Source organism: Nostocoides australiense Ben110 (genome assembly GCF_001050535.1).
Classification (GTDB): domain Bacteria; phylum Actinomycetota; class Actinomycetes; order Actinomycetales; family Dermatophilaceae; genus Nostocoides_A; species Nostocoides_A australiense.
On record NZ_HG764815.1, the window covers coordinates 4,079,826 to 4,093,559 of the forward strand.

Annotated in this window: 11 protein-coding genes; 8 read left to right on the forward strand and 3 right to left on the reverse strand. The window is 69.7% G+C overall.

Annotation, left to right across the window (positions count from 1 at the left end; translation table 11 throughout):
- On the reverse strand, window positions 1-824 hold an 824-nt coding region (hemG, locus tag BN11_RS20170; protein ID WP_048700208.1), incomplete at its 3' end, for a protoporphyrinogen oxidase.
- Window positions 825-912: 88 nt separating this feature from the next.
- Between hemG and BN11_RS20175 the strand changes: the two genes are divergently transcribed.
- Window positions 913-1,995: a DUF4349 domain-containing protein gene (locus BN11_RS20175; protein ID WP_048700210.1), complete on the forward strand. Its 1,083-nt coding sequence runs from the start codon at window positions 913-915 to the stop codon at window positions 1,993-1,995.
- On the opposite strand, the gene hemE is transcribed toward BN11_RS20175, so the two are convergent.
- The gene (gene hemE, locus BN11_RS20180) at window positions 1,996-3,096 is read right to left on the reverse strand and encodes a uroporphyrinogen decarboxylase (RefSeq protein ID WP_083434076.1); all 1,101 of its coding nucleotides are present in this window, start codon (window positions 3,094-3,096) and stop codon (window positions 1,996-1,998) included.
- Complete coding sequence (locus tag BN11_RS20185) at window positions 3,093-3,926, reverse strand: DMT family transporter (protein ID WP_048700213.1); 834 nt, start codon at window positions 3,924-3,926, stop codon at window positions 3,093-3,095. Before BN11_RS20185 ends, hemE begins: the two co-directional genes overlap by 4 nt.
- Window positions 3,927-4,030: 104 nt before the next feature.
- Here BN11_RS20185 and BN11_RS20190 point away from each other — a divergent pair, with 104 nt between their 5' ends.
- From BN11_RS20190 to BN11_RS20220, 7 genes are all read left to right on the forward strand, one after another.
- The gene (locus BN11_RS20190) at window positions 4,031-4,615 is read left to right on the forward strand and encodes a DUF3000 domain-containing protein (protein ID WP_048702083.1); all 585 of its coding nucleotides are present in this window, start codon (window positions 4,031-4,033) and stop codon (window positions 4,613-4,615) included.
- Window positions 4,612-5,832 (forward strand): HRDC domain-containing protein, encoded by a 1,221-nt coding sequence (locus BN11_RS20195; RefSeq protein ID WP_048700214.1) that lies wholly within the window; start codon window positions 4,612-4,614, stop codon window positions 5,830-5,832. The genes BN11_RS20190 and BN11_RS20195 overlap by 4 nt, the downstream gene beginning before the upstream one ends.
- Window positions 5,833-5,940: 108 nt before the next feature.
- Window positions 5,941-7,152, forward strand: coding sequence for a thiolase family protein (locus BN11_RS20200; RefSeq protein WP_048700216.1), 1,212 nt, complete (start codon window positions 5,941-5,943; stop codon window positions 7,150-7,152).
- A gap of 3 nt (window positions 7,153-7,155) precedes the next feature.
- Window positions 7,156-9,249, forward strand: a complete 2,094-nt coding sequence (locus BN11_RS20205; RefSeq protein WP_048700218.1) for a 3-hydroxyacyl-CoA dehydrogenase NAD-binding domain-containing protein — start codon at window positions 7,156-7,158, stop codon at window positions 9,247-9,249.
- A gap of 193 nt (window positions 9,250-9,442) precedes the next feature.
- Window positions 9,443-10,975, forward strand: a complete 1,533-nt coding sequence (locus BN11_RS20210; RefSeq protein WP_048700220.1) for a helix-turn-helix domain-containing protein — start codon at window positions 9,443-9,445, stop codon at window positions 10,973-10,975.
- A 176-nt stretch (window positions 10,976-11,151) separates the two neighbouring features.
- Window positions 11,152-13,128 carry a PhoX family protein gene (locus BN11_RS20215; RefSeq protein ID WP_048700222.1) on the forward strand — a complete coding sequence of 659 codons (1,977 nt, stop codon included), beginning with the start codon at window positions 11,152-11,154 and terminating at the stop codon, window positions 13,126-13,128.
- A gap of 207 nt (window positions 13,129-13,335) precedes the next feature.
- A partial coding sequence (locus BN11_RS20220; protein WP_048693490.1) for an IS110 family transposase occupies window positions 13,336-13,734 on the forward strand: 399 nt, incomplete at its 3' end.

The window sequence follows — 13,734 nt, forward strand, 5'->3', positions numbered from 1 at the left end:
CCCCCCCCCCCCCCCACCCCCCACCCGCCGGCCGGCTGCGGGGCGATGCCGCGGACCGTCACGCCGATGCGGATCTGCACGCCGCGTTCGCGCACGGCGTCGGCGACGATTTCGGGCAGCCGGCCGACGCCGCCGCGCAGGCCGATGAAGGGCGATGGCGATTGGGCGGAGAGCTTTTCGCTGTCCGGAGTCGCCGGCGGCGGCTTCGGGCCTGGGCTCGTGGCCTCGTGCTTCTGGGTGCCATAGGCGACCGGGGGCTCCCCGGCGACCGCACGGGCATACAGCTGCGGCATCGTCGCGGCGAGCGACAGCTTGCGAGCCTGACCGGCATACACCCCACCGAGCAGGGGCTCCACGAGCCGGTCGACGACCGCGTCGCCGAGGACGGCGGCGACATAGTCGCCGACGGAGGCATCCGACTCCAGCGGCGGCAGCGGCTCGGGCGCCGCGAGACGCGCGACCTCCGCGTCGCTGAGGATGCCGGCGGCGTCGCCCGGCTGCTGCGGGATGCCCATCATCGAGCGCGGCGGCATCGGATGCAGCGCGCCATAGGAATAGACGGACGCGGCGACGGTCGCCGGCGTGACGAGGTCGGCGCCCGCGCCGATCTCCTCGATGAGGTGCCGGGCCTCGGGGCGCAGGGCGAGCATCGCCTCGGCCCCGACGTCGACGAGGTGCCCGCCGACCTCCTCGCGGCGCAGCTTGCCGCCCACGCGGTCGGTCTGTTCGAGGATCGTCACCTCGACGTCGGGTGCGCTGCTCACGAGTTCCCAGGCCGCGGCCAGACCCGCGATGCCGCCCCCGACGATAACGATCCGGTACATGCCCACAAACATATGTCGCCCACGCGGAACCATCGGACAGCGGGTAGCCGTCGCACCCCCAAAGCCGTCGACCTGATGGGAGCCCCTCATGACCACCAGCCTGATGACCTGGGCCAATCCCGATGGGCGCCGCCGCGTGCCGGCTGCACTCGCTGCGATCCTCGCCGCGACGGGTCTGCTCGTCGCCGGGTGCAGCGGAAGCGACAGCGGCAGCAATTCACAAGCATCGGCGGCAGCGAGCGCTCCTGCCGGTGATGCCGCTGCCGAGGGGGGTGCCGCTCAGAAGGCGGCCGTACCCAATGTTGCCGACCAGAAGTTGGCACGCAACGGCTCGCTCTCACTGGAGGTGGGCGATATCGGCGAGGCGGTCGCCAAGGTGCGCACGATCAACACCAGCGCCGGTGGCGTGATCCTGTCGGAGAACATCGGGTCGTATGCCGCCGGCGAGGCCGAAGACGGTGTCAACCCCGACACCTATGCGGCGCTGAGCATCTCGGTCCCGACGGAGAAGCTGGACAGCACCCTGGACGAGTTGGAGAAGGTCGGCAAGGTCCTCGACCGGCGCACCGCCACCGAGAACGTCACGGCTGAGTATGTCGACACCCAAGCCCGGGTGGAGTCGATGAAACGGTCCGTCGCCCGCCTCGAAGAACTCATCGGCCAGACCAAGGACATCGACGAACTCGTCAACCTCGAACGCGAATTGTCCTCCCGGCAAAGCGATCTGGAAGCTGTCGAGGCGCGGCTGCAGCAACTGGAGCGCGAGACCTCGCGCTCCCCCATCACGATCAACCTGACCACCGAACCCAAACTCGTCGAGGGGCTGACGAACCCGAAGGAGGGCTTCGTCGGGGGCCTGCAAGCCGGGTGGAAGGCCTTCGTCGCCTCGCTCGTCGGGTTGCTGACGATCCTCGGCGCGCTCTTGCCGTTCATCCTGTTCGGGGCCCTCGTCGGCTGGCCGCTGTGGCTGCTGGTGCGCAAGTGGCGGCGCTCCCGTCCGGCGAAGCCCGTTGCGCCGCAGCCGGTCTGGCGTCCGGCCAATCCCGCACCCTCCCCTGCAGGCGGGATGCCGACGCCGTGGGCTGGTCAGGGCGCCCACCCGGTCGCTCCCGTCGGCCCCAAGCCCGATGCGGATTCGGGGGCAGGCACTGACGAGGAGACCTCGGGTTAGTCAGCGCGCCGAGACGTCGTGGACGAGACCGACGAGGCGGGTGAGCACATCCGGGTCGGTCTCGGGCAGCACGCCGTGACCGAGATTGACGATGTGCCCCTTCGCGGAGCGGCCCTCGTCGAGGATCCGTCGGGTCTCGCGCTGGAGCGCATCCCAGGGTGCGAACAGCAGGGCAGGGTCGATATTTCCTTGCACCGCATACCGATCGCCCAGGCGCTCGATCGCGTCGGGCAGCGCCACGCGATAGTCGACGCCGACGACGTCCGCGCCCGCCGCCCCCATCGACGCCAGCAGTTCGCCCGTGCCGACCCCGAAGTGGATCCGCGGCACGCCGAGCTCACCCATGGCGGCGAGCACGTGGGCCGAGTGCGGCTGGACGTAGCGTTCGTAGTCGGCCCGGGACAGCGCTCCGGCCCAGGAGTCGAAGAGCTGCACGACACTCGCCCCGGCCTCGACCTGCACGGCGAGGAAGGCCGTCGAGATCTGAGCGAGCCTGGCGCACAGGGCATTCCACAGATCCGGGTCACCGTGCATGAGGGCTTTGGTCTTGACGTGGTTGCGGCTCGGACCCCCCTCGACCAGATAGCTGGCCAGCGTGAACGGTGCGCCGGCGAAACCGATGAGGGGCGTCTCCCCCAACTCGGCGACCAGCAACCGGACCGATTCGCTGATGTCCGGGATGGCGTCCGGAGTCAGTTCCGGCAGCCGGTCCAGGTCGGCGTGGGTGCGGACCGGCTCGGCGACCACAGGCCCGACTCCGGGGACGATGTCGATCTCCAACCCCACCGCAGCGACCGGGACGACGATGTCGGAGAAGAAGATCGCCGCATCCACCCCGTGCCGGCGCACCGGCTGCATCGTGATCTCGGCGACCAGATCCGGCCGGCGGCAGCTGTCGAGCATCGCGATGCCCTCGCGGACGGCGCGGTACTCCGGCAACGACCGGCCCGCCTGGCGCATGAACCACACCGGGGCGTGCGGCACGGGCAGCCCGCGGGCAGCACGGACGAGGGGCGATTCGGCGGGGTTCACCCGCGAATCGTATGCGGCTCGGCCCGCGCCCGCGCACAGCTTGGGTGGTCGCGAACCCGGCCCGCTCAGGCCGAGCCAGCGGCGATGAGCACGACGCCGGCGACGGTCGCGGCGGCGCCGGCGATCTGTACCGGCCGGAGGCGCTCGTGCAGCACGGCATACGCGAGAGCGGCGGTGATCACGGGATAGAGCGAACCGAGCACGCTCGCGACGCTGACCATGCCCTTCGAGGAGGCGAGGCCGAAGAGGATGTTCGCCGTCAGGTCGGCGAGGCCGACGAACACCAGCACCGGGGCGTCGGCCCACCGCATACCACCGGCCTTGCGCAACCACAACGCGGCGGCGAGGAACATCACGGCGGAGGTCAACCGCATACCCCACATCGTGTTGAGCACCGAGTGGGCGCTGCCGCGGTCGATGGCGTACAACGTGATGCCGAAGCCGGCCCCGGCGGCGCACGCCAGCACGACCGGGCGCCGCGAAACCCGGCCGTCCAGCTCCGGGCCGGAGGCCAGGAGCACTCCCACGATCGCGACCAGGATGCCCAGCCACGTCAGCGCGCTCGGCGCCTCGCCTTCCAGGACGCCCAGGACGACCGGGACCAGCACCCCGAGCGAGGCGATCGGTGCGACGACCCCCATCGTGCCGGTGCTCAGCGCGGCATAGAAGCACACGAGGGCCGAGGACCCCGAGGCCCCGGCGAGCGCGGCCCACAGCGGCCAGTCGCCGGCGGCGAAATGTGGGCTCCGGAACAGCACGGCGATGCTCGTCGCGAGCAGGGCGACCGCTTGCGACCACCCGACGACCGCGGCCGCCGGATGCGTCTTGGCCTTGACCCCGGCGACGAAATCCGACGTGCCCCACACGAGTGACGACGCGAGCGCGAGGAGGCTGAACACAGCCGCACCCTAACCACCGCAGTGTGCCCGGCGCTCGGACACGACACCCGGGCCCGGTGCGGCAATACCGCACTTCCGGCGTGGCCTGCGCCTACGCTGCAGTCGTGGCCACTCGCAGCATGACGTCATCGGCGCCGGAGGATTTTGCCCGGGCGCTCACGCTGCTGCACTCGGCCGCCCTGCGTCCGGAGATCCGCCTGACCGAGGTCCCGGCGCCGACCCGCATCGCTCCGCACGCCGTCGCGCTGACGGCCGACGTCCTCGCCGACCCCCACGGAGAGGAGGAGCTGGCGTCCGGCCGGTTCGTCCTCCTGCACGACCCGGCGTGCCCCGAACCCTGGGGCGGGGCTTGGCGCGCTGTCACCTTCGCCCGGGCGGAGTTGGAGCCCGAGTTCGCCACCGACCCGATGCTCGGCGAGGTGGGATGGGCGTGGCTGGAGGAGGCGCTGACCGAGCATGGCCTGGACTTCACGGGAGAGGCGGGCACGGTGACCCGGGTGATCTCCGAGGGCTTCGGTGCGATGGCGGAGCGGCCCTCGACCGTCGAGATCGAGATCCGCGCCTCGTGGACCCCCCTCGACGACGAACCCGGCCGGCACCTGAGCGCGTGGTGCGACCTGCTGTGCACCGTCGCCGGACTGCCGCCGCTTCCTGAGGGGGTCGTCGCGCTTCCAGGGCGGCGCCGATGACCGACCAACTCGTGCCGGCCGATCTGCCGGTTCCCGGCATACCGCTCGATCATCCCGCCGACGGGTTGCCCGAGGTGGTGGAGAGCGAGCGGAGGCTGGATGAGGCCCCCACCGCCGTGGCCGGCGGGACCGGGCCGGTCTCGATCGACGCCGAACGGGCGTCGGGTTTCCGGTATGGGCAGCGGGCCTACCTGGTGCAGATCCGCCGCGAGGGCGCGGGCACCTGGCTGATCGACCCCATCGCGGTGCCGGACCTCAGTCCCCTCGACCGGGCGATCGGCACCGGCGAGTGGATCCTGCACGCGGCGACGCAGGATCTGGCCTGCCTCGCCGAGGTCGGGCTGCGGCCGCGGCAGCTTTTCGACACCGAACTCGCGGCCCGCCTGCTCGGACTGCCCCGCGTCGGCCTCGCCGCCGTCGTCGAGCACTATCTCGGGCTGGTGCTGGCCAAGGAGCATTCGGCCGCCGACTGGTCGAAGCGGCCGCTGCCGACGGCCTGGCTGCGGTATGCCGCGCTCGACGTCGAGGTGCTCGGCGAGATCCGCAACCTCATGGGGGTGGACCTGGCGCGCAGCGGCAAGTCCGAGTGGGCGCGCCAGGAGTTCGAGGCCCTGCTCGACTGGGCTCCCACCGCTCGCCAGGACCCGTGGCGACGCACCTCCGGCCTGCACCGGGTCAAGGGCCAGCGGGGAGTCGCGATGGTGCGTGAGCTGTGGTTCGAACGCGACCGGATCGCCGCCGAGCGGGATATCGCGCCCGGCCGCATCATCGCCGATGCGCTGCTGATCGAGATCGCCCAGCACGCTCTCGGCGCGAACCCGCCCGGCTCGCTGCCCGCGGGCAACCGGGCCATCGCCCGCTATCAGCGCAGCTGGCTGACGGCTCTCGACCGGGCCCGCGCCCTGCGCGACGCCGATCTGCCACCGGTCAACCTGCCCTCCGAGGGGCCGCCCCCGCCGCGGGCCTGGGCGGACAAAAACCCCCTCGCCGCCGACCGGCTCGCCCGCACCCGATTGGCGCTGACCGCCTTCGCAGAAGAACACTCTGTCCCCGTCGAGAACGTCTGCTCCCCCGAACCCCTGCGCCGGGTCGTCTGGACGCCCCCGCCCGGGGCCCCGGCGACCGACGCCTTCGACGCGGGGCTCGCGGCATACGGTGTGCGGCCCTGGCAGCGCGAGATCGTGGCGCCGATGCTGCATAGCGCCTTCACTGCGTGAGCGTTCTCACCCACCTGACCACGGGGAACTAAGCGCACGCTTAGTTAGAGTGGCGACTAATGGGGCCGGCCTACGTGACCGGCCCCTCCCAACACTCAAGGAGGCAGTATGCCGCGCAGTCTGCGTGAGGTCGTCTTCGTCGACGGCGTCCGGACGCCGTTCGGCAAGTCGGGCCCGAAGGGGATCTATTTCGAGACCCGGGCCGACGATCTCGTCATCAAGTGCATCCGCGAGCTGCTGCGCCGCAACCCGCAGCTGCCGCCGGAGAAGGTCGAAGAGGTCGCCATCGCCGCGACCACGCAGATCGGCGACCAGGGCCTGACGATCGGGCGCACCGCCGCGCTGCTCGCCGGGCTGCCCAAGACCACGCCGGGGTACTCGATCGACCGGATGTGTGCCGGCGCGATGACCGCAGTCACCTCGACCGCCGGGCAGATCGCGTTCGGCGCCATCGACATCGCCATCGCCGGCGGCGTCGAACACATGGGCCGCCACCCGATGGGCGAAGGCGTCGACCCCAACCCGCGCATCGTCGCCGAACAACTCGTCGACCCCTCCGCGCTCGTCATGGGCAAGACGGCGGAGAACCTGCACGACCGCTACCCACAGCTGACCAAGGAGCGCTCGGACGCCTATTCCGTTGCGTCCCAGGACAAATTGGCCGCCGCCTATGCTGACGGCAAGATCCAGCCCGACCTGGTGACCGTGGCCACGCGCAGCGCGGAGAAGGGATACGGCCTAGCGGTCGCGGACGAGCCGCCCCGCCCCGGCACGACGCTGGAGGACCTCGGCGCGCTGAAGACGCCCTTCCGCTCGCACGGTCGGGTCACGGCGGGCAACGCCGCAGGCATCAACGACGGCGCCACCGCGTGTGTGCTCGCGGCCGAGGAGACGGCCCGCGAGTTGGGCCTGCCGATCAAGATGCGGCTGATCGAGTTCGCGTTCGTCGGGGTCGAGCCCGAGGTCATGGGCATCGGCCCGGTGCCGGCGGCCGAGAAGGCACTGGCCAAGGCCGGTCTGACGATCGACGACATCGGACTCTTCGAACTCAACGAAGCCTTCGCGGTGCAGGTCATCGCCTTCCTCGACCACTTCGGCATCCCCGACGACTCCCCCAAGGTCAACCTGTGGGGCGGCGCCATCGCCACCGGTCACCCGCTCGCCTCCTCCGGCGTGCGCCTGATGAACCAGCTGGCCGCGCAGTTCGCCGAGCACCCCGAGGTCCGCTACGGCATGACCGCGATGTGCATCGGCCTCGGCATGGGCGGTGCCGTCATCTGGGAGAACCCCCACCACGCCGACTACGGGAAGGACGCCTGAGCCATGACTGCCACCACTGAGGCCTCGGCCACCCAGGCGCCCGCCCTGCCCGACGAGGTCGTCACCAAGGCGCTCGTGCGGGATGTCACCTTGCCCAAGGGTGCCGGGACGATGGCCCTGATCACCCTCGACAACGGCTTCGACCACACCAAGCCCAACACCTTCGGGCCGGCGACGATCGCCGGCCTCACCGCGGCCCTCGACACTCTCGCCTCGCGGGCGGGCGCCGGTGAGATCCAGGCCGTCGGCATCGTCGGCAAGCCGTTCATCTTCGCCGTCGGCGCCGACCTGACCGGGGTGCCGTATGTCCGTGAGCGCCAGACCGCTCTCGACATCGCCCGCGCCGGGCACGCCGCGTTCGCCAAGATCATGGACCTGCCGGTCCCGACGTTCGCGTTCGTCAACGGCGCGGCGATGGGCGGCGGTGTCGAGATCGCGTTGGCGTGCGACTACCGGACGATCTCGGCCGGGGCGCCGGCGCTGGCGCTGCCGGAGTGCTTCCTCGGGCTCGTCCCGGGCTGGGGCGGCTGCTATCTGCTGCCCAAACTGGTCGGCGTCCAGAACGCCCTGACCGTGATCATCGAGAACCCGATGAACATGAACAAGATGCTCAAGGGCCCGGCCGCGTTCAAGCTCGGCCTGGCCGACGCGATGTTCGCCCCGGCGGACTTCCTCGAGGAGTCGTTGGGCTGGGCGGCGTCCGTGCTCACGGGCGAGACGAAGGTCGAACGTCCCGAGGTCAACAAGGACGAGGCCGCATGGAATGGCGCCGTCGACATGTCCAAGGCCTTCGTCGACGTCAAGACCGGAGGCAAGTCGCCGGCTCCGTATCGAGCGCTGGACCTGATCCGCGCCGCCCGGACGGCCGAGCGCGATGTCGCCTTCGCCGCCGAGGACGAGGCGCTGGCGGACCTGCTCATGGGCGACCCGTTGCGGGCCGGCCTCTACTCCTTCGACCTGGTGCAGAAGCGGGCCAAGCGGCCCGCCGGGGCGCCGGACCGGGCACTCGCCCGGCCCGTCACCAAGATCGGCGTCATCGGCGCCGGCCTGATGGCCGCCCAGATGGCGCTGCTGTTCGCGCAGCGGCTCGAGGTTCCGGTGCTGATGACCGACCTCGACCAGGAGCGCGTCGACAAGGGCATCGCCTATGTCCAGGGCCAGCTCGCCGAACTGCAGACCAAGGGCCGGATCACGCAGGACACGGCCAACAAGTTGTCGGCCCTGATCACCGGGTCCACCGACAAGGCCGGGATGGCGGATGCCGAGTTCGTCATCGAGGCGGTCTTCGAGGAGATCTCGGTGAAGAAGAAGGTCTTCGCCGAGGTCGAGGAGATCGTCTCGCCCGAGTGCGTGCTGGCCTCCAACACCTCCTCGCTGTCGCTGACCGAGATGGCGGCCGACCTGAAGCACCCGGAGCGGGTCGTCGGCTTCCACTTCTTCAACCCGGTCGCAGTCATGCCGCTCGTGGAGATCATCCCCGGTGAGAAGACCGACGATGCCTCTCTGGCAACGGCATTCGCCGTCGGCAAGGGCTTGAAGAAGACGACGATCCTGGTCAAGGACTCGGCGAGCTTCATCGTCAACCGGATCCTCGGCCGGTTCATGGGCGAATACTCCAAGATCGTCGACGAGGGCACCCCCTCGGCGATCGCGGACCAGGGCGTCGCCGGTCTCGCGCCGATGCCGCCCTTCGTCCTGCTCGGCCTGGTCGGCCCGGCGATCGCGCTGCACAACAGCGAGACCCTGCACCGTGCCTTCGGCGACCGTTTCTATGTCTCCCCGAGCCTGCAGAAGCTCGTCGAGGCCAAGGGCGCGGCATACGACCCGGCGATGCAGATCCAGCCCGACAACCCCGTCGAGTTGACCGCCGACCAGGTCAAGGAACGCGTCCTGTCGGCGATCGCCGAGGAGGTCGGGATGATGCTCGACGAGGGCGTCGCCCAGGCTCCGCAGGACATCGACCTGGCCCTGATCACCGGCGCCGGCTTCCAGTTCTGGAACGGCGGCATCACCCCGCTGCTGGATCGCGAAGGCATCTCCGAGAAGGTGCTCGGCAAACGCTTCCTGCCCCCCGGCGCGGCCTCCGTCCCCGCCTGATCGATGCACTGGGCGGACCCGCACTTTTCCGCCCAGTGCCACTTCGTAGCGGTGCGCATCGCAACCTTTGCGAGGCGCACCGCTATGTTTGCGCCCTGGGCGGAAAAGTGACCTGCGCCCACCGGCTGTCACAGGTCCCCCACCGGCGCGTCGATTCGCTTCGTATCTCACATGTGAGTTACCGTGTTGGCTTGTGACCGACACGTATCTGTCCCGCATCGGCAACCTCATTCGCGACGCGCGCCGCCACAAAGGCATGACGCAAAGTGACCTGGCCGAGCTGCTCGCTACCTCCCAGAGCGCCATCGCCCGCATCGAACAGGGCGGCCAGAACCTCAGCCTCGAAATGCTCGCCCGCATCGGCGAAGCGCTGGACAGCGAGTTCGTCTCCCTCGGCCACTCCCAGCCGACCCACCTGCGTGTCGAGGGCGGCAAGCAGCTCTCCGGCACCATCGAGGTCAAGACCTCGAAGAATGCCGCCGTGGCCCTCCTGTGCGCCGCCTTGCTCAACAAGGGCCGCACCACCCTGCGCAGCCTCGCCCGCATCGAGGAGGTCAACCGGATCGTCGAGGTCCTCGGGTCGATCGGGGTCAAGACCCGCTGGCTGCCGGGCACCAACGACCTCGAGATCATCCCGCCGGCCAAGCTCGACATGGACGCGATCGACATCGACGCGGCCCGCCGCACGCGCACGGTCATCATGTTCCTCGGCCCGCTGCTGCACGAGCTGGACCACTTCCAGCTGCCCTACGCCGGCGGCTGCGACCTCGGCACCCGCACCGTCGAGCCGCACATGATCGCGCTGCGCGACTTCGGGCTGAATATCCATGCGACACAGGGGTATTACGAAGCGCATGTCCGTGAAGGCCAGAGCCCGGCCAAGCCGATCGTCCTCATCGAACGCGGTGACACCGTCACCGAGAACGTGCTGCTGGCCGCCGCCCGCAACCCCGGCAAGACGATCGTGCGCAATGCCTCCCCCAACTACATGGTCCAGGACCTGTGCTTCTTCCTCCAGAAGCTCGGCGTCAAGATCGAGGGCATCGGGTCGACCACGCTGACGATCGAGGGCGTCGCCAACATCGACGTCGACGTCGACTACCAGCCGTCCGAGGACCCGATCGAGGCGATGAGCCTGCTCGCGGCCGCCGTGGTCACCGACTCCGCGATCACGATCAAGCGCGTCCCGATCGAGTTCATGGAGATCGAACTGGCCACGCTCGAGACGATGGGGATGAAGTTCGACCTGACGCCGGAGTACTTCTCGGCGAACGGCCATACCCGCCTCGTCGACCTGACGACGATCCCCGGCCCGCTCAAGGCGCCGGCGGACAAGATCCACCCGATGCCCTTCCCCGGCCTGAACATCGACAACCTGCCCTTCTTCGCGCTCATCGCAGCGAAGGCCGAAGGCACGACGATGATCCACGACTGGGTCTACGAGAACCGCGCCATTTATCTCACCGAGCTGACCAAGGTCGGCGTGCAGGTGCAGCTACTCGACCCGCACCGGGTGATGATCACCGGCCCGACGACGAAGTTCCGGGCGGCCGAGGTGGGCTGCCCGCCGGCGCTGCGGCCCGGCGTCGTCGTGCTGCTCGCCATGCTCGCCGCCCCGGGCACCTCGGTGCTGCGCAACGTCTATGTCATCAACCGCGGGTATGAGGATCTGGCCGAGCGCCTGACCGCGCTCGGGGCGAAGGTGGAGACCTTCCGCGACATCTGAGAGAGGCTGGTCCCGTCCCGCACCGGGCGGCGCCGGCCTGGGCGGACAGCACCTGATGGTCACCGAACGATCGCCTGGTGTCCATCTGCCGTTGACCGGGCCCGCTGGCGTGTCTCCTTAGGTTGTGAGCGCCATCGGTCCGGGAGGGATCGGTGAGTTCCACTCAAGGAGTCGCCATGACCGTTTCCGACAACCGCGCGGCACTGCCGATGGCCGGCCACACGCACGGCAACCGCAGCCCGGTGACGTGCCATTTACGTTGCGCCGACGCGTGTTTCAAGCCCGTGCCCAATCAGAGCACCGACGAGACCTTCCACTCCATCGCGAGCCGCGCGCTCTCGCGGCGCTCGGCGATGACCGGTGCCTTCGTGCTGTCGGTCGCCGCCGCCACGACGCTGACGCCGGAGAGCGCCGAGGCAGCCGGCAGCAACCTGCCGTTCAACCCGATCGGCGCCACGCCCGATGACGTCGACGCCGTCCGCGTCCCCGGCGGCTACCGCTGGCAGCCGGTCATCAAGTGGGGGGATCCCCTCTTCTCCGGCGTTCCGGCGCTCAGCGCGCGGGGCACGACGCCGGCCGCCCAGGCCCGCCAGTTCGGCTACAACTGCGACTACCTCGACATCATGCCCGACAAGGGCAGCACGACCCGCGGCATCCTCGTGGCCAACCATGAATACACCAACGAGGACATCATGTTCCCGCCCGGCACCGACGCGAAGTTCATGGCCCGCACCGCGCTGGCCGCGCACGGGATGTCGGTCGTCGAGATCTCCCGCTCCGGCGCCGGCGCAGCCTGGAAGCCGGTCCGGGACGGCCCCCCCAACCGCCGCATCACCGGCACCACCCCCTTCACCATGTCCGGGCCCGCCGCCGGCTCCCCGCTGCTGCGCACCGCGGCCGACCCCATGGGCCGGCGCGTCCACGGCACCCTGAACAACTGCGCCGGCGGCACCACCCCGTGGGGCACCATCCTCTCGGGCGAGGAGAACTGGAACCAGTACTTCCTGTGTGCCGGCACCTCCGAGAAGGAGGAGCGTTATGGCCTCGGCCCCGACGGCGATGAGCGGATGTGGCGCAGCGTCGACCCGCGCTTCGATGCCACCAGGCCAGGCTACCGCAACGAGCCGAACCGGTTCGGCTGGATCGTCGAGGTCGATCCGGAGGACCCGGCGTCGACGCCGGTCAAGCACACGGCTCTGGGGCGGATCAAGCACGAGGCCGCGAGCGTGGCCATCGACAAGGCGACCGGCAAGGTCGTCGTGTACACCGGCGACGACGAGCGTTTCGAGTACCTCTACAAATTCATCTCCCGCCGGCACTACGACGACTCCGGCACGGCCGCGGCCCGCGAGCACAACAAGAAGCTCCTCAACGACGGCGACCTGTTCGTCGCCCGGTTCACCGGCGACGGCCGCCAGGACGGCGTATGCGACGGCACCGGCGTCTGGATCCCGCTCACGATGGGTGGCAAGTCCATGGTGCCGGGTATGTCGCTCGACGAGGTGCTCGTCTACACCCGCCTCGCCGCGTCGAAGATGAAGGCCACGCCGATGGATCGTCCCGAGGACGTCCAGGTCAGCCCGATGTCCGGCCGGGTCTACATGGCCTGCACCAACAACTCCAAGCGCGGGCTGCCGGGTGAGCCCGGCACCGACGAGGCCAACCCGCGTCCGGAGAACAAGGACGGTCACGTCGTCGAGATCACGGAGATGGACGGTGAACACACCAGCCGTCGCTTCACCTGGCTGCTGTTCTTGATCTGTGGCGACAAGGATTCCGCCGGCACCTACTTCGGGGGTTACACCGGCCCGGTCTCCCCGATCGCCTGCCCGGACAATCTCGCCTTCGACAGCCGGGGCAACCTGTGGATCTCCACCGACGGCCAGCCGAGCGCCATCGGTCTGGACGACGCCCTGCACTGCGTCGAGACCGCCGGCACCTATCGCGGCCGCGTCCGCCAGTTCCTGTCCGTCCCGGCCGGCGCCGAGACCTGTGGACCGGTCATCCACGACAAGGACGGATCGGTCTTCGTCGCGGTGCAGCACCCGGGCGAGGACGGATCGTGGGAGGCCCCGCAGTCCCACTTCCCCGACTACGGCAAGGGCGTCTTCAAGGGCCCCCGCCCCGCCGTCATCCAGGTCACCCGCGCCTGAAACCCACTGCGCTCCAAGGAACTTCTGCTAGCAGAGGTTAGTAATCAGCACACCTAGGGAGGTCTGCTGATTTGACCAGCCTCTGCTAGACCCTATGGGGGCGGGCGGGGTTTCGGTTGAGGGTTGAGGCCGGGGCCTCGCGTATGCAGAGAATCGTGGATCACCTGCCAGATGGGCTGGCGGTGCCGACATGCATAGGAGGCCCCGGTGTTCATAGAGCGTACGAGTATCGGCTTGGATGTGCACGCGAGATCGGTCAGAGCGGCGGCGATCGACACGGTCACGGGGGAGGTGATTGAGCGGACGGTCTCTGCGCCGGTGGTCGATGTCGTGGGTTTCGTGGAATCTGTTGCGGCAGAACATGGTCCGGTGTTGGTGACGTATGAGGCGGGGCCGACGGGGTTCGGGTTGGCGCGGGCGCTGCTGACGGCGCGTCATGCCTGTCAGGTCGCGGCGCCGTCGAAGGTGTTGCGGCCGGTGGGGGATCGGGTCAAGACCGACCGGCGGGATGCGTTGTTGCTGGCCCGGCTGGCCCGTAACGGCGACATCGTGCCGGTCGCTATCCCGACACCGTCTCAGGAATCAGCCCGGGATCTGGTCCGCGCG